This window comes from Stieleria mannarensis (genome assembly GCF_014154935.1).
Lineage (GTDB): Bacteria > Planctomycetota > Planctomycetia > Pirellulales > Pirellulaceae > Stieleria > Stieleria mannarensis.
The window spans coordinates 83,900-98,980 of record NZ_JACEHH010000005.1 but is presented as its reverse complement, the minus strand read 5'-3'; the positions used below and the strand labels follow the sequence as shown (position 1 = coordinate 98,980).

Annotated in this window: 12 protein-coding genes; 6 read left to right on the top strand and 6 right to left on the bottom strand. The window is 60.7% G+C overall.

Features of this window, described 5'->3' with window-relative positions; genetic code table 11:
* Positions 1 to 99: 99 nt before the first annotated feature.
* Positions 100 to 2,052: a c-type cytochrome domain-containing protein gene (locus tag H1B37_RS05060; RefSeq protein ID WP_182865538.1), complete on the bottom strand. Its 1,953-nt coding sequence runs from the start codon at positions 2,050 to 2,052 to the stop codon at positions 100 to 102.
* A gap of 91 nt (positions 2,053 to 2,143) precedes the next feature.
* Positions 2,144 to 3,136: a UDP-glucose 4-epimerase GalE gene (galE, locus tag H1B37_RS05055; RefSeq protein WP_182865536.1), complete on the bottom strand. Its 993-nt coding sequence runs from the start codon at positions 3,134 to 3,136 to the stop codon at positions 2,144 to 2,146.
* Positions 3,137 to 3,248: 112 nt separating this feature from the next.
* Here galE and xerD point away from each other — a divergent pair, with 112 nt between their 5' ends.
* The gene (gene xerD, locus H1B37_RS05050; RefSeq protein WP_182865535.1) at positions 3,249 to 4,202 is read left to right on the top strand and encodes a site-specific tyrosine recombinase XerD; all 954 of its coding nucleotides are present in this window, start codon (positions 3,249 to 3,251) and stop codon (positions 4,200 to 4,202) included.
* A gap of 107 nt (positions 4,203 to 4,309) precedes the next feature.
* On the opposite strand, the gene H1B37_RS05045 is transcribed toward xerD, so the two are convergent.
* Together H1B37_RS05045 and H1B37_RS34295 are read right to left on the bottom strand one after the other, a co-directional pair.
* Positions 4,310 to 4,972 (bottom strand): FHA domain-containing protein, encoded by a 663-nt coding sequence (locus H1B37_RS05045; protein WP_182865533.1) that lies wholly within the window; start codon positions 4,970 to 4,972, stop codon positions 4,310 to 4,312.
* An 89-nt stretch (positions 4,973 to 5,061) separates the two neighbouring features.
* Positions 5,062 to 6,285, bottom strand: coding sequence for a class I SAM-dependent rRNA methyltransferase (locus H1B37_RS34295; protein ID WP_182865532.1), 1,224 nt, complete (start codon positions 6,283 to 6,285; stop codon positions 5,062 to 5,064).
* A gap of 178 nt (positions 6,286 to 6,463) precedes the next feature.
* Between H1B37_RS34295 and H1B37_RS05035 the strand changes: the two genes are divergently transcribed.
* Positions 6,464 to 6,742, top strand: coding sequence for a ferredoxin family protein (locus H1B37_RS05035; protein WP_182865530.1), 279 nt, complete (start codon positions 6,464 to 6,466; stop codon positions 6,740 to 6,742).
* A gap of 185 nt (positions 6,743 to 6,927) precedes the next feature.
* Here the strand turns inward: H1B37_RS05035 and H1B37_RS05030 are convergent, their stop codons facing one another.
* Positions 6,928 to 7,533, bottom strand: a complete 606-nt coding sequence (locus H1B37_RS05030) for an HNH endonuclease (protein ID WP_182865529.1) — start codon at positions 7,531 to 7,533, stop codon at positions 6,928 to 6,930.
* 91 nt (positions 7,534 to 7,624) lie between these two features.
* Positions 7,625 to 7,759, bottom strand: coding sequence for a hypothetical protein (locus tag H1B37_RS33645; RefSeq protein WP_286177415.1), 135 nt, complete (start codon positions 7,757 to 7,759; stop codon positions 7,625 to 7,627).
* A 334-nt stretch (positions 7,760 to 8,093) separates the two neighbouring features.
* Between H1B37_RS33645 and H1B37_RS05025 the strand changes: the two genes are divergently transcribed.
* The 4 genes from H1B37_RS05025 (at position 8,094) to H1B37_RS05010 (ending at position 15,075) form a co-directional block, all read left to right on the top strand.
* The gene (locus H1B37_RS05025; RefSeq protein ID WP_182865528.1) at positions 8,094 to 9,989 is read left to right on the top strand and encodes a hypothetical protein; all 1,896 of its coding nucleotides are present in this window, start codon (positions 8,094 to 8,096) and stop codon (positions 9,987 to 9,989) included.
* A 280-nt stretch (positions 9,990 to 10,269) separates the two neighbouring features.
* Positions 10,270 to 11,820 carry a glutamate--tRNA ligase gene (gene gltX / locus H1B37_RS05020; protein WP_182865526.1) on the top strand — a complete coding sequence of 517 codons (1,551 nt, stop codon included), beginning with the start codon at positions 10,270 to 10,272 and terminating at the stop codon, positions 11,818 to 11,820.
* An 88-nt stretch (positions 11,821 to 11,908) separates the two neighbouring features.
* Positions 11,909 to 13,261: a cytochrome c gene (locus H1B37_RS05015; RefSeq protein WP_286177414.1), complete on the top strand. Its 1,353-nt coding sequence runs from the start codon at positions 11,909 to 11,911 to the stop codon at positions 13,259 to 13,261.
* A 107-nt stretch (positions 13,262 to 13,368) separates the two neighbouring features.
* Complete coding sequence (locus H1B37_RS05010) at positions 13,369 to 15,075, top strand: glutamine--tRNA ligase/YqeY domain fusion protein (RefSeq protein ID WP_182865523.1); 1,707 nt, start codon at positions 13,369 to 13,371, stop codon at positions 15,073 to 15,075.
* Positions 15,076 to 15,081 lie beyond the last annotated feature (6 nt).

Sequence of the window (15,081 nt, the reverse complement as noted above, 5' to 3'; positions counted from 1 at the left end):
CCATGATCCGTAGCGGAAGCCGCCAAGGCTTTCGGCGTGATCCGCCGCGGGTGCGAAACTCTTGGCGAGTTCCGCTACGGGAGATCCCCCTCCCGCCACTCAGCGGACGAATTGCAGCAGCTGGTCGATGTAGACCGTTGGGGGCACACCGAATCCGCCGACGAAGGCATCGTCAAACGACTTGCCATTGTCGAGCAATCGTAACGTGGCATCCAAGCCTTTGCGGCGGTTGCGCTGGAGCATGGACATCGCCAGTGCGGTGCCGAAGGAGTCGGCTTGCTCGGGCGTCAGTTTGTTACTCAGGAAGGCCTTGGCATCTTTGACCGAGGACGCCGCCTCGACCGCCAGTGTCTGCAGCTTTTCTTTCTCGCTGCGGCTCTTGGCGTTTTGTTGCATCGCGGTGGCCGAGCCCAGGCCTTCGGCGAACCAGCGTGGGACGTCGCCGCCGCGGGTGGCGACCGCCAAGCTGACGATCGGTGCCAACAGCCGCGATTCGATCGCCTCTTCGTCTTCGGTTTCCGACGCCACGGTGGCGACGTAGGCATCGATCCCGTCGAATTTCCAGTGAGCCGACCAATCGCCGGGCACGCTGCGTTGTTCGGCCATCTTGGCAAACTCGCTGTAGTCGTATCGGCGTGGCAACACGAAGATCGTCGCGCGGCCGCGGAAGTAGTCTTCGGCGGCTTTGGATGACTGCGGCCGCGCCACCGACTTGGCGATCTTCAGATGTTTCTCGGCCGCCAGGCCGACGACTTTCAAGGTTTCCTGCGAACCGGAGCCGACGACGCGGAAGTGATCGGTTTGGTGCTCGGTCAGCGGGGCCGACGCATTGGCGAGTTTGAAGTTTCGATCGGCCAGTTCGGCCCGCTTGGCGGACATCTCGGCACTCGAGGCGCGGGAGGCCCAAGCCAGCTTGCTGATCACCTTGATCGGTTGTGACTCGCTGGCGTCCAGAGTCGCCCCTTCATCGATCCACTTGGAGATCAATGCAATCGCATCGTCCTTGAGCGGTGGTCTGCCACCGGCCGGCATCCGCTCGCCATCGGTCGCGGTGCCACGCAGTTTTTTCACCAGCAAGCTCGCTTCACCACGTCCCGGTGTGATGATCGCGCCGCTGTCACCGCCGCGCATCAGTTGCACGAACGAATCCATGCGTAATCCGCCGCGGACTTGCATCGCGTCGAGGTGGCAACCGCCGCAGTTTTCGACCAACAGCGGCGCGATGTCGAACGAAAAACTGACGGTTTCGTTGCCGGTCGCCTGGGTGATCACCGGCGGTTTGGTGTCCATGGCCGGAGCCGGCGCTGTGCCGGCGGCGAGCATTCGATTCGGATCGTCGCCATCAAATTTGGCGCCTTGGGTGATCCACTTTTTTAACGTCCCCAATTCGTCGGCGCTGACTTTCGCGCCGTCGCGAGGCATGTCACCGGTTTCGATCGTTTCGATCAGCCGGCTGCCGATGACGTCACCGGCGAACACGACGACGCCTTCCGGTGGCCCTTTCATCAACGCGGCATAGCTTGATGCGCTAAACCCGCCGCGGCGTTCATTGACGTGACAGCGACCACACTTCGCGGTCAAAATCGGCGCCACATCCTTGGTAAAGCTGACCAGGTTGCCGGAGGTGTCAAAGAATGGTGGGGCGGGTGAACCCGAGTCGGGAGTGCCGGAGGCGGACATCGACGGGGTGCCGGTCGGACGCTTGGGGCGTCGAAACGGCGGCAACGTCACGCCCTCGAGCTCCAGCATCGCGTGGGCCCGCGAGATTTTGTCGATGTGGACGGCGATCGCGTCGTACAGCTCGGGGCTCCCCAGATCGACCGCGCGTTCGACCTGCTCCAACGCCTTGCGGATCTCGTTGCCCGACGACTCGTATTTCCCCTCAAAGTAATCCTTGCCGGCCCGCGTGATGGTTGCGCCGATCGTCGAGACGATGGCTTTCTGGCGGCGATCCAGTTCCACCGCCTCGGCCACCCCAGCGCCCGGGATGGCACTCAGGATCACAGCCAACAACACGGCGTAGCGGGGCGGGATGATTCGATTCATCTTCATGGCAATCTTCGGCGGGCGTCGGTCGCGTTCTTGCGACGCTTGGAGGGCTAAAGGGGCGAACGAAGTTCGCGGCCGCAAGAGCCCAAAAATCTTAGTGCGCAGCGTCGGAATAGCCATTTGGGTGGCTTTGGTGCCACTTCCAAGCGGTTTCGACGATGCCTTTGACATCGTTGTACTGGGTCTTCCAGCCCAAGACCTCGGCCGCCAAGCGTGCATCGGCGACCAACTCCGGCGGGTCGCCGGCTCGCCGCGCCCCCATCACTTCGGGGATCGGATGCCCGGTGACCTCGCGACAGGCCTGGATGATCTCGCGGACGCTGGTCCCCCGTCCGGTCCCCAGATTGACGCAGATCCCCGTTCCCGGCTGCAGTTTGTCAAGCGCCGACAAATGGGCCCTGCCAAGGTCGTCGACGTGAATGTAGTCGCGGACACAGGTCCCGTCGGGGGTCGGGTAGTCGTCACCGTACACGGTGATCGATTCGCGTTGGCCGAGCGCCACCTGCAAGACGATCGGGATCAAATGCGATTCCGGCGTGTGGTCTTCGCCGATCGATCCATCCGGCCGCGCCCCGGCGGCGTTGAAGTAACGCAGCGCCGCATAACCAAACCCATATGCCGCCGCATAATCGGCCAGCGCCTGTTCAAAGACCAACTTGGTAAATCCATAGGGATTGATCGGCTGTTGAAGCGTGGTCTCGGCGATCGGAATCACTTCCGGTTCGCCGTAGGTGGCCGTCGTGCTGCTGAAGACGATTTTCTTCACGTCGGCTTCACGCATCGCATCGAGCAATTCGATCGCCGCGACGACGTTATTGCGATAATACAGCGCGGGATCGTTGACCGATTCGTTGACCAACGCAAAGGCCGCAAAGTGCATCACCGCGTCGATCTGTTTCTCTTTCAGCACGCCGACCAGCTTGGCACGGTCGGCCAGCTCGCCTTCGACCAGCATGCCCGGTGGGACGGCCTGGCGATGCCCGCGCGACAGATTGTCGTAAACGGTGACACTGTGACCGGCTTCAGCCAATAAACGCACGGCGTGCGAACCGATGTAACCGGCACCACCGACAACCAAAACATTCATGGAATTCACTTCAGGCAAAGAGGACAACGGGTGTGCCGACGCGGTGTGCCGACCCTAGACGTACGCAATGGTGACTTGAAAACGCCCCTTCAACAACGGAACCAATTGATCAGTGGCCAAACGAAAGACCAAGCTGCAACTGATCCGCGAATCGGGACCGCCTAAAAAACCGTCCCACTCGGCCGCCTCCATCCGAGAGGAATTCTTAAGCTATCTTCGCGGCGAGTGCCATCTGGCCGACAACACGATTCAAGCTTATGGACGCGATCTTAATCGGTTCATCGATTGGCTGGGAGACAAGCGGTTGGATTCCATTCGTGTCGGTGACCTGACGCGGCTGATGGGCACGCTGTCCGAATCAGGCCTCGCCCCGGCATCGGTCTCCCGCGCTGTCGTTGCGATTCGCACGTTTTTCAAATACCTGCAACTCGAAGGGGTGGTCACCGAGAACCCGGCCGAACTGCTGGCGGCGCAAAAGATGTGGCAACGCATGCCGGGCGTGTTGTCGCAGCGGCAAGTCGATGATTTTTTACGTGCCCCACGGCGAACCGATGCGTTCTGGTTGCGCGATGTTGCGATGTTGGAAGTGTTGTACGCGACCGGATGCCGGGCCAGCGAAGTTTGCTCGTTGCGCGTCCGCGACCTGTCGTTGGACCAGAAATACCTTAAATGCACCGGTAAGGGCGGCAAACAGCGCATGGTCCCGATCGGCAGCCAAGCCATCGCTGCGATCGAGCGCTATTGTGAAGAGTTGCGTGGCGAACTGGCGGCCAAGATGCCGCACCCGCCGGACGAACTGTTTCTTTCTCGTAGCGGACGACCGCTGGACCGCATCCAGCTATGGCGTCTGGTCAAACATTATGCCAAACGCGCGGGCATCGATTCGGACATCAGCCCGCACTCGCTAAGACACAGCTTTGCCACGCACCTGCTGGCCGGCGGTGCGGACCTGAGGCAGGTCCAAGAGATGCTCGGGCACGCCAGTATTCAGACGACACAGATCTACACCCACGTCGAGCACTCACGACTGAAACGCGTCCACCAGCAATACCACCCGCGGGCCTAAACCGGCCGCCTGATTCTTCCCCGGGTGCCTCTTCCTCGGGTGCCTGCCGACGCGCACCTCATCATTCTGCCCCGAATCATTCTGCCATCCCTCGCACGCCAACGCGATCACTCGCCGTCCCAATCCGGGTCGGCGATCTTGCGGTGCATTTCCCCCAACCGCGCCTGGACGCCCAACAATCGTTGCCAGGAACTCAGCTTCAACGTCACCGATTGGCTGGATTCGTCGATCTTGGCCGTTTCGACCAGTTTGCAAAGTCGATGTTGTAAAAAGTCCAAGATCTCACAGAGTTGTGCTTTCTGGCCCGGGCTCAAGTTGTCCGGGATCGAAGGGATCTCGCGGACTGAGGCGATGTCCATTTGGAAGGGCGATTTCTCCTGGCTCAGCTCCAACGCGACGGAGCTTTCCGAGGACGACATTTCGCGCGACATGGTCGGGTTTTCGCTCCCCAGTGCCGCCAACCGCTGAGCGATTTCTTCCTCCGAACCGACCAGCATCAAACTGCGGCCGACCGAGATCAAATCGCCGCTGCGAAGAATTTTCAGCGGATACTCCACTCCGTTGACCTTCGTCCCGTTGGTACTGTCCAAATCGGTCAGCACCAATCGGTCGTTGTCGCGCTGAATTTTAAAGTGGCATCGGCTGACACGTTCGTCGTTGAGCTGGATGTCATTGACTTCTTCTCGCCCCACCGTGAATGGTGGAATGAGATCGCCGAACACTTTGCCGCGATCAGCGCCGTGCAGAACTTTCAACGTCACACCCGACATGGGCAGACCCCGAGATGATGAGGATCGAGAGAGAGAATCGTCGTGATGCATTAATATATCTGGTTGTTTGACGTCCGTCTGCCAGAAATCTACGCCACTTGGGCGATCACACATTTTAAGTAGTCACTTTCCGGGCAACCCACGGCCAGCGGGTGATCCGGGGCGGGGCCCCGATTCTCCAAAATGATCAGATCGCGACGTCCGCGACGCCCCACGTCGACCAACATGTTTAAAAACTCACTGCGGGAAACTCGACCGCTGCAGCTGCACGTGACCAGGATTCCCCCCGCTGGAAGCAGTGCGACGGCCAGGCTGTTCAATCGCCGGTAAGCCCGCAGCGCCTGGTCGACCTGATGCCGCGAGCCGGCAAATCGCGGGGGATCCAAGATCACCGCGTCAAATTTCTGCCCCTCGTCACCAAGCCGTTTCAACGCGTCGAAGCAATCTTCCTGCAAAAAGGACATCCGCTCGGCCACGCCGTTGCGCTGGGCCGATTCGGTCGCCGCGGCGATCGCCGCAGCACTCGAATCGATTCCGATCACCTGATCGGCACCCTGCCGTGCGGCCACCAAGCCGAATCCGCCCGTGTAACAGCACACATCTAAGACGCGTTTTCCGCGCAAGTAACCCGCCGCCGCTTGATGGTTAAGCCGCTGGTCCAAGTAGCCGCCGGTCTTTTGGCCGCCGACCAAGTCGACTGTCAAATCCAGCCCGTTTTGACGGTAGCCGACCGGGGCGGTCAATTCGGCACCGGGGATCGCCAGCGTGGCCGGTTCGGGATCCAACCCCTCGTGCTTGGCCGTTTTCTCATCCACCCGGACCACGATTTGGCGGCACCCGGTGACCTGTTGCAGGTGTTCCAGGATCGTCGCACGCCATTTCATCAGCGCCCCGGCGGTGAACTGGACGCCCAAACAATCCGCGTAGCGGTCGACGATCAAACCGCTGATCAGGTCCGATTCGCTGAACACCAGCCGCTCGGCTTCGTCGTTTTCCGCCGCCCGCGTCAGCCGACGCCTGGCGATCGCCGCGTCAATCCGCTGCCGCCACAATCCGTCGTCGATCGGGGTCGTGCTCCCATAGGTGTACAGACGCACTCTTAGGCGGCTGTGGGGATTGACCAGGCCTCGGCCCAGGAAATTGCCGTCCATGTCAACCAGATCCACGACATCGCCGCGTTGCATGTCGCTGCCGTTGCTGAATCGACTGCCGTCACTGATCAACGCATGGGCGTGAACCCACGGGTGCCGAGAGAGAAACGGAAACTGACGCCCCGGTTTGACGCGGAGCTGTTGGGGGGTGGAGGAAGACACGGCGGGCCGGGGTGCGAGTCGAAAGGGGAGACGAGTCGATGGTTCGGGTTAGAATCTGGGCAGAATGACCGATCGTTGCCCGGTTGCACAGGTTGGGGTGCAGCCAATTGCTTGTCCGACCGATATATTGGTCAGAGACTGTTTCTTGAGTGGTTCCCGTAACGAAAGGTTTTTGAACATGGCTCACATCGTCGCCGAACCCTGCTCGGGTTGCAAATACACCGATTGCGTCGTCGTTTGCCCGGTGGAGTGCTTCTACGAAGGCGAACAAATGCTGTACATCCACCCCGAAGAGTGCATCGATTGCGAAGCCTGCGTGCCGGAATGTCCGGTCGAGGCGATCTTCCACGAAGACAATCTGCCTGAGGAGTGGAAAAGCTACATCGAACTCAATGCCAAGATGTCCGAAGAGTGCGAGGTGATCACGGAAAAGAAGGAACCGCTGGCAGACGATTGATCGGGACCGGATGGCCGACCAAGGTTGTTTGGCCAATCGGGGGCGACCGATTCAAGACGGCCGCGTTCCAATGCAGAAAGCCCAATGCAAGAAGCCTCGCCGGTGTTTCACCGACGAGGCTTTTTTTGGGTTTCCGCACCGATGTTGCCGGGCAGAACGATTCGTTCAATGGTCGATCGGTTCGATCAGCCGACTGCCGGCAGAAAGGTCTTCCAGCAATCGTAGCGTGGGTCATCGACCGAATGCGTCACCAGCGGGTTGAACCGCGGCTTGGACGGCGTGGTCCGCAATTTCATCCCCGCCTGCTTGGGCGTCCGTCCGCCTTTGCGGCTGTTGCAACGCAGGCAGCACGCGACGATGTTTTCCCACGTCGTCGGCCCCCCTTGGCTGCGCGGGACGACGTGATCCAGACTCAGCTTGTGCGTCGGGTAATCCTTGCCGCAATACTGGCAGGTGTGTTCGTCGCGGGCGAACAGGTTCTTGCGATTGAAGCGAACCGTTTGCAACGGCATTCGATCAAAACGCGTCAAACGTGCGATCCGCGGCACCTGCATCTCAAAGCCGACCGCCTGGATGAAATCATCACCGGGTTGCTTTTCGATCGCGTTGAGCTGGCTCATTTCACACCAGCTGTCGAAGTCATAGCTGATGAACTGGCCCGCCTCGTGACTGATCACTTCGGCACACTGGCGATACAACAGCGTCAACGTTCGCCGGACATCGACCACCCGGATGGCCATGTAGAACCGGTTCAAGATCAAAACGTGACTGTCAAGCAAACTCTGACTCATCTCAGCGAAATCCTTACACTTGTTGCAAGGCCCTGGGGCCATGCCGGGTGACACGGTCGGGATGATGTTGTGCGCTATCAGCATCCACATTCTAGTCAACGCGTCCGCGGTGATGGGCCCCCAATTGAGCATCAATCACGCTCTGAATCGCGGAGTTTTGCCAAACCTTCATTTCCAACGTCGGCTTTCGGCGGTGCCGCAGCACATCGGTGTGCCAGCGAGACACTTGGTGTCCCCATCCGGGTTCGCAGCCGAGCCCCCGGTTTCGCGGGATCTTTCAAGGGTCGTGCTTCGGCGTAGGGCTGTCGGTGCGTGCGGAGAGTCGCCGTGTTCTCCGAACTCGGCGCCCCGAAAGCGAAGCATTGCCCCGAGCCGACCTCGGAGAGCATGGCGACGGTCCCGCAAGGCCGGACACCAACATTGACCCCAGCCCGCGGTTTTTCGTAGTCAGTCGAGTTTGCAGCGGATTCCGGGACGCCCATCCCGGTCTCCATTGGAACGCGGCCTGGGCAATTGCTAGCGCCGCGGTGGCATCCGAACGATTCGACCGCCCCCCCTTCATGTCTCAACTTCGTCGAACCAATGATCGTCGGCGACGCGTGCTCTACCACTCGCACGTGTCCCCGCACACACCGTCGACGCCGGCGACACGCCGTGCCGCGGCGGAGTTGCGCGCCGCCCGGCAACCGGCGCAACCCTTCGGATCTCGCGTGCACCAGCATCTGCGGGGCCGTTGGTTTTCATTGGTCCCGGTTTCACGGTTGGCGATGACGACCTCGGCGGTGATCATCGCGTCGGTTTCAATCCTGCTGACATCGCTCCATCATCTGGCGTTTGCATGGCCGGCGCTCGCATTTCGCCAAGATCTCGCCCGCCCCTTGCTGATCAATCGACCGGACGGCTTTGCCGCCTGGTGGACGACGATGTTGTTGCTGTTGGCCGCCGGTGCCACGCGATTGATCTTTGTGCTTCGTCGGCATCGGCGCGATGACTATCGCGGTCACTATCAATTGTGGCAGTGGACGCTGATCGTGTTGTTGGCCGCGAGTGTTCATTCGACCGTCGACCTGGTCGGCTGGTTGGGCGCATCGTTGGACCTGTTGGTCGGTAATCGGGCGGTGCTTTCGGGTGCCAATTGGCTGCGAATCGTGTTGGACGTCGGCGGCATCATCCTGGCGATGCGGTTGATCGCCGAACTCTCGCGCTGTCGACCGGCCTTGGTCGCGCTGATCCTGGCGGCCGCATGGATCGGTTTTTCCGAACTCGCACACTGGCAGATCGTCGTCGTCGATGGCCCCGTGACGGCAACCTTGGTCATCGCCGCGCCGATGCTCGGTTGGACATGTTTCCTGGTGGCCGCCACGCTCTACCTGCGTTCGATGTACCGCCAGATCCGCAACATCCCCGATGCCGTTCCGATCCGCCAACGCATCACCGAGTGGATCGCCGAGCGGCGAAACGGCGATGCCGATTTCACGTCCGAGTTTTTCGATGCACAAGACGCACCGCGTCCGGCGGTCGCAAACGCCACCACCAAACGCGCCGCTGCCTCGAAGTCCAAGCCGAACGCAAAGCCAAGACCTGCCGCCAAGCCCGTGCGGACAACCGCTGCCGATCACAGTGAAACCGAGGAAGACGAAGCGGCCATCGACGACGCGACCACACAGGACCGACCGGGATGGTTGGCCCGGCTGAAACGCCGTCTTCGAAAACCCAAGCCTGAATCCGAAACCGAATCGAGCGAGTCAACCTCAGCCGACACGTCCGATCAAGACTCGGGCGATGATGACGCCTCGCCCGACCACGACGGTTCGGGCACTGACAAACCCAAACGGCGTTGGTTCGGCCTGCGCGCGGAACGCCGGATCGATCCGGGGGACGCCGACGCCGACGCCGACGGCGATTGCGACTCCGACGAAGAACTTGAGAACGATGCCGGCGAAACAGCGGAATCTCCGCCGAGAAAGAAACGCTGGTTCTCGCTGCGGTTGAAGCCCCAACCGGCCGGCGACGAAACTGCCGATCAGGAGGCGGACGTGACGCCCGAAGAGACTGAAGACGACGTCGACGAAGCAGACGCCGTGGCGAAGAAATCCTGGTTCAGCCGACTGCTTCGACGAAAGCACGCCGACCAATCCGACGAATCCGAGTCGCAAGGCTCGGACGAGTCTGCGGATTCGGGGCCCTCGCCCGCCGCATCCTCCCACCGGCGGTCCAGTCCAAACGCCGAGAAACCTCCGGCAAGATCTCAAGGGCCGCTCCATACCGCCACGCGGGACCGGCAATCTTCGTCGGCCCAATCCGCTGGAAACCCGTCGGCTGGAAAACCACGCATCACTCCGGCCGAGGTCGCCGCCGGCGAGATCGATCCGGACGACATCGACTGGGAATCGATGACCAAAGCCGAACGGCGGCGGATGCGAAAGACGCTCAAACGCGCCGGCCGAGCCGCCTGATACGTCCCCACGCGTACGCTGGCCCTTCCGGGTTGTCGTCGTGAACGACTCTCCGCGACGACCTAGAAAGGACGTCGCACAACAATCCGCCGCGGGCGTCTCTCCCTTCGTTTCCGCCGCGGGCGTCTCTCCCTTCGTTTCCGCCGCGGGCGCCCCTCCCTTCGTTTCCGCCGCGGGCGCCCCTCCCTTCGTTTCCGCCGCGGGCGCCCCTCCCTTCGTTTCCGCCGCGGGCGCTGATATCGTGTCGCCATTCCCATCCACACGTTTTTTCCCAGATTCCATGATTCGAACCCGTTTTGCGCCCAGTCCGACCGGTTACCTGCACATCGGCGGCGTCCGTACGGCCCTGTTTAACTGGTTGTTGGCCAAACAATCCGGCGGCCAATTCATCTTGCGGATTGACGACACCGACGCGGGACGCAACGTGACCGAGGCCCTGCAACCGATCCTGGAGGGGTTCAAGTGGTTGGGCATCGACTGGGACGAAGGCCCGGAGATCGGCGGCCCCAGCGGCCCGTATTACCAGTCCCAGCGGATCGAGCTTCACAAAGCCGCCGTCGCCCAGCTGCTCGCCAGCGGCCACGCCTATCGCGATTACGCGTTGCCCGAGGAGTTGGCGGCCGAGCGTGAAGCGGCGGAAAAACGCGGCGAACGGTTCTTTTACGATCGACGCTGGATGGCGGCCGACGACGCGGAGGCGGAGGCGTACGAAGCGGAAGGACGCCAAGCGACCATTCGGCTGAAGATGCCCCGCGAAGGCGATTGCGTGATCGAAGACTTGGTTCGTGGGACCGTGACGGTCGCTTGGCAGACCGAACAAGACCACGTGATCGCTCGAACCGACGGCAGCCCGCTGTATCACTTGGCCAGCGTCATCGACGACCATGCGTTTGGAATCACGCACGTCGTTCGCGCCGAAGAACACCTGCCCAACACGCCGCGTCAGATCTATATCCTCGAGTCGCTCGGCTACCCGCGGCCCCAATACGCCCACCTGCCCTACGTCGCCGAACCCGGCGGATCGGCCAAGCTGAGCAAGAGAAAGCTGAACAAGTATCTGAAGAACAAAGACTTCGCCGACCTGCTGGAACACGGCAATCGGATCGCAGCACGTTGCAACGTGGCGACCAGTGACGACACCTTCAATCCGGTCATCGTCGACTTTTATCGCGACATCGGTTTTTCCGCCGATGCGTTGTTGAACTACCTGCTGCTGTTGGGCTGGTCGCTCGACGGGGAGCGGGAGACGTTTTCGGTTGATGAGATGATCAAGTTGTTCTCGCTCCAGCGCGTCACCAAGTCACCGGCCTCGTTCGATCCGCAGAAACTGATGGCGTTCCAAGCCGATCACTTCGCCGCCCTGCCGGCCCAGGTACGCTTGGACGCGGTCGCGCCCTTTGCGATCGCGGCCGGATTGGTCGAATCAAAGGACGATCCGCGTCTGGCCGCCGTCGTCGCCGCCGCCGGGGACCGGCTGAAAGTCGCCGGGGACATCATCGATTTCGACTACTGTTTTGTCGATTCGATCGAGTACGACCCCAAGGCATTCAAAAAACGGATCAGCAAACCGGCAGACGCCTGCGACCTGCTGTCCGGCTTCCGCGACGTCGTGCTGGCGGCCGACACGTTTGACGCCGCCGCGGCGGAATCCCTGCTGAAAGGCTATTGCGAATCCGCCGAAATCCAGATCGGACAGATCATTCACGCGGTTCGAGTCGCCGTGACCGGGACCGCGGTCGGATTCGGAATGTTTGACACCCTGGCGATTCTCGGTAAAGAGAAGGTGGCCGAGCGAATCGAAAAGGCGTGCAAAAAAGCCGCAGAAGCTTGATTCAACGCCGCAAATGGCGCAGGTTACAGAATCCGGCCATCCGCCGATTGTCGGCTCCCCCCCGATTTCCGCTTCCCGTCGAAATCCCATGAAAAACATCACCCTGTTCGCACTGACCGTCTTTCTCCTGGCCGGATGCAGCCGAGAAAAAGCCGAATACACCGCCCAGTTTGAACCGAATCTGGTCCACGCGATGAAGTACCAGATCAAGGAGGGGATTCCGATGGAAGAAGCCCTCAAGGATGCCAACTGGATCATCGACGGCATGTTCGGAACCCCCGACGAGCCGACGTTGCCCGAGGTGTTGCTCGAGGACGACTTTTCCGACCTGATCTCGCTGGACCGAATCAAACGCGCCGCCGGTCCGATCGGTGAAAACAGCGGGCTGTACCGCAAGCACTGCGTCAGCTGCCACGGCGTCACGGGGAACGGACGCGGCGAAAATTCCGCGATCCTGGATCCCTACCCGCGTGACTACCGACACGGGATTTTTAAATTCAAATCGACCAAACGCGGTTCGAAACCGGTCCGCGAAGATCTGGCGCGGTCGATTCGCGACGGCATCGACGGCACCGCGATGAAAAAGATTCCAGAACTGACCGAAGAAGACATCCAAGCCCTGGTCGATTACGTGATCTACTTGTCCATCCGCGGTGAACTGGAACGCACGCTGATTGACGACGCGATCTTTGAACTGGATCTGGAAGGCGGCGACCGGATCGTGGATCGACAGCTCGGCGAAACCATCGCCGCCGGTGGCCGCGAACAGCTGGAAAAACAAGTCGAGGCGTGGGAACAGGCCGGCGAGCCCGAGGGGGAACGGGGCGAGGAGATCGCCGAGCGTTTGGACAACTTTGACGAGTCGATGGAAATCGCCCAGGAGATGCTCGAGGATATCGCGTTCGATTGGCTGGATGCCGAAGAAGACGTCGTCGAAGTCCCCGAGCCGCCCGCCGACATCCCCGTGGCCGACAGCTACGAAGAATTCATCGAGCTTTCCGAAGGCGACCAAGCCGACGCGCTGGCGGCGTCGATCAAACGCGGCCAAGAAATCTTTACCGGGAAAGTCGCCTCGTGCAGTAAATGCCATGGCGAAAAAGGACACGGCGATGGTCAGAACAAGGACTACGACGACTGGACCAAGGACTGGACCACCCGCGCCGGGCTGAAACCCGAAGACACCGACGCACTGATTCCGTTGATGGCCCGCGGCGCGATGCCGCCCAAGAACGCGCTGCCCCGGAATTTCTCCGAAGGTGTCTTTCGTGGCGGAGCAGCCGCCGAAGACCTGTACCGCCGCATCCTGCAAGGCATCGAAGGTTCTCCGATGCCCGCTTCGACGTTCGTCCCCGGCGAGTACGAGAAGGACGACATCTGGCACCTGATCAACTTCGTCCGTTCGGTCAAGAAACCCGAACCGGAGACGTCCGAAGCAATTTAGGCATTGCCTGGGCGGAATGGATCGGGCATAAGTGTTGGTGAATCCCGTTTTTCTTGTGCCCGAGCGATTCGGGGCACTCCGCTTTTATTCCTTGCATAGCCGACACCATGACAGACAGCCCCAGCGAGACCGGTGCCGATTCGTCACGCCCGACCAAACACTTTATCGAGCAGGCGATCGACGCGGACTTGGCCGCCGGCAAGGCGAAGGGCGTGTTCACCCGGTTCCCTCCCGAACCCAATGGTTACCTGCACATCGGGCATGCCAAAAGCATCTGCCTGAACTTCGGCCTGGCCAACACCTACGGCGGAACCTGTAACCTGCGATTCGACGACACCAACCCGTCGAAAGAGGAAACCGAATACGTCGAATCGATCATGGACGACGTCCGTTGGCTGGGGTTTCAGTGGGACTCGCTGCACTACGCCAGCGACTACTTCGGGCAACTTTACCAGTGGGCGGAAAAACTGATCCAAGACGGACACGCCTATGTCTGTGACTTGAATGCCGAACAAACCCGCGAGTACCGCGGCTCGCTGACCGAACCGGGAAAGAACAGCCCCTACCGCGATCGCAGCGCCGCCGAAAACTTGGAACTGTTTCGCAAGATGAAAGCGGGCGAGTTCCCCGACGGAAGCCGCACCCTGCGGGCCAAAATCGACATGGCCTCGCCGAACTTGAATCTGCGCGATCCGGTGATGTATCGGATCATGCACGCCCATCATCACCGCACCGGTGACGAGTGGTGCATCTATCCGATGTACGACTGGGCCCACGGGCAAAGTGATTCGATCGAAGGGATCACGTTCTCCATCTGTACGCTGGAGTTCGAAAACCATCGTCCGCTTTACAACTGGTATTGTGAATCGTTGGGCATCCATCACCCGCGGCAGATCGAGTTCGCGCGGTTGAACATGACGTACACCGTGATGAGCAAGCGCAAACTGTTGCAGCTCGTCAAAGAAAACCACGTCAGCGGTTGGGATGACCCTCGCATGCCGACGATCAGCGGGTTGCGGCGACGCGGTTACACCCCCGAATCGATCCGCAACTTTGCGACCGATGTCGGCGTGGCAAAGTTCAACAGCACGATCGATGTCGTGCGGCTGGAAAACGCCGTGCGAGAACACCTCAATCGTGTCGCGCCGCGTCGCATGGTGGTGTTCGATCCGATCAAGCTGACGATCACCAATTGGCCCGAAGGCAAGGTCGAGATGGTTGATGCGATCAATAACCCCGAGGACGAATCGGCCGGCACCCGTTCGGTTCCGTTCAGCGGGACCCTGTACATCGGCGCCGATGATTTCCGCGAACAGGCACCTCGCAAGTTTTTTCGGCTCAAAAAGGGCGGCGCCGTCCGGCTCCGCAGCGGCTACATCATCGATTGTCACGACGTCGTCAAAGACGATGACGGCAACATCGTGGAAATCCTGTGCACGTACGACCCCGAGACGAAATCCGGACAAGACAATTCGGGCCGCAAGGTTAAAGGCACCATCCACTGGGTCAGCGCCGAACAAGCGATCCCCATCGAGGTCCGCAACTATGACCGGCTGTTCGCCGTCGAGAACCCCAACCAAACCGACGAAGGCCAGACGTTCCTGGATCACCTGAACCCCGATTCGTTGTCGGTGACCGAAGCCTACGCCGAACCCGAACTGGCGACCGCCGGTGCGGAGGATCGGTTCCAGTTCGAACGACTGGGGTATTACGTCGTCGATCCCGACTCGACCGACAAAAAACTCGTTTTCAATCGAATTGTCCCGCTGAGAGACAGCTGGGGTAATATGGTTGCAAAGGGAAAGACGAACTAGCAGCGA

What these genes read in the sequence shown, in the direction of transcription:
- gltX (WP_182865526.1), top strand. Translation starts at nt 10,270, where the DNA reads ATGATTCGAACCCGTTTTGCGCCCAGTCCGACCGGTTACCTGCACATC.
- H1B37_RS05015 (WP_286177414.1), top strand. Translation starts at nt 11,909, where the DNA reads ATGAAAAACATCACCCTGTTCGCACTGACCGTCTTTCTCCTGGCCGGA.
- H1B37_RS05025 (WP_182865528.1), top strand. Translation starts at nt 8,094, where the DNA reads ATGTCTCAACTTCGTCGAACCAATGATCGTCGGCGACGCGTGCTCTAC.
- H1B37_RS05010 (WP_182865523.1), top strand. Translation starts at nt 13,369, where the DNA reads ATGACAGACAGCCCCAGCGAGACCGGTGCCGATTCGTCACGCCCGACC.
- H1B37_RS05045 (WP_182865533.1), bottom strand. Translation starts at nt 4,972, where the DNA reads ATGTCGGGTGTGACGTTGAAAGTTCTGCACGGCGCTGATCGCGGCAAA.
- H1B37_RS05030 (WP_182865529.1), bottom strand. Translation starts at nt 7,533, where the DNA reads ATGAGTCAGAGTTTGCTTGACAGTCACGTTTTGATCTTGAACCGGTTC.
- H1B37_RS05035 (WP_182865530.1), top strand. Translation starts at nt 6,464, where the DNA reads ATGGCTCACATCGTCGCCGAACCCTGCTCGGGTTGCAAATACACCGAT.
- H1B37_RS05060 (WP_182865538.1), bottom strand. Translation starts at nt 2,052, where the DNA reads ATGAAGATGAATCGAATCATCCCGCCCCGCTACGCCGTGTTGTTGGCT.
- galE (WP_182865536.1), bottom strand. Translation starts at nt 3,136, where the DNA reads ATGAATGTTTTGGTTGTCGGTGGTGCCGGTTACATCGGTTCGCACGCC.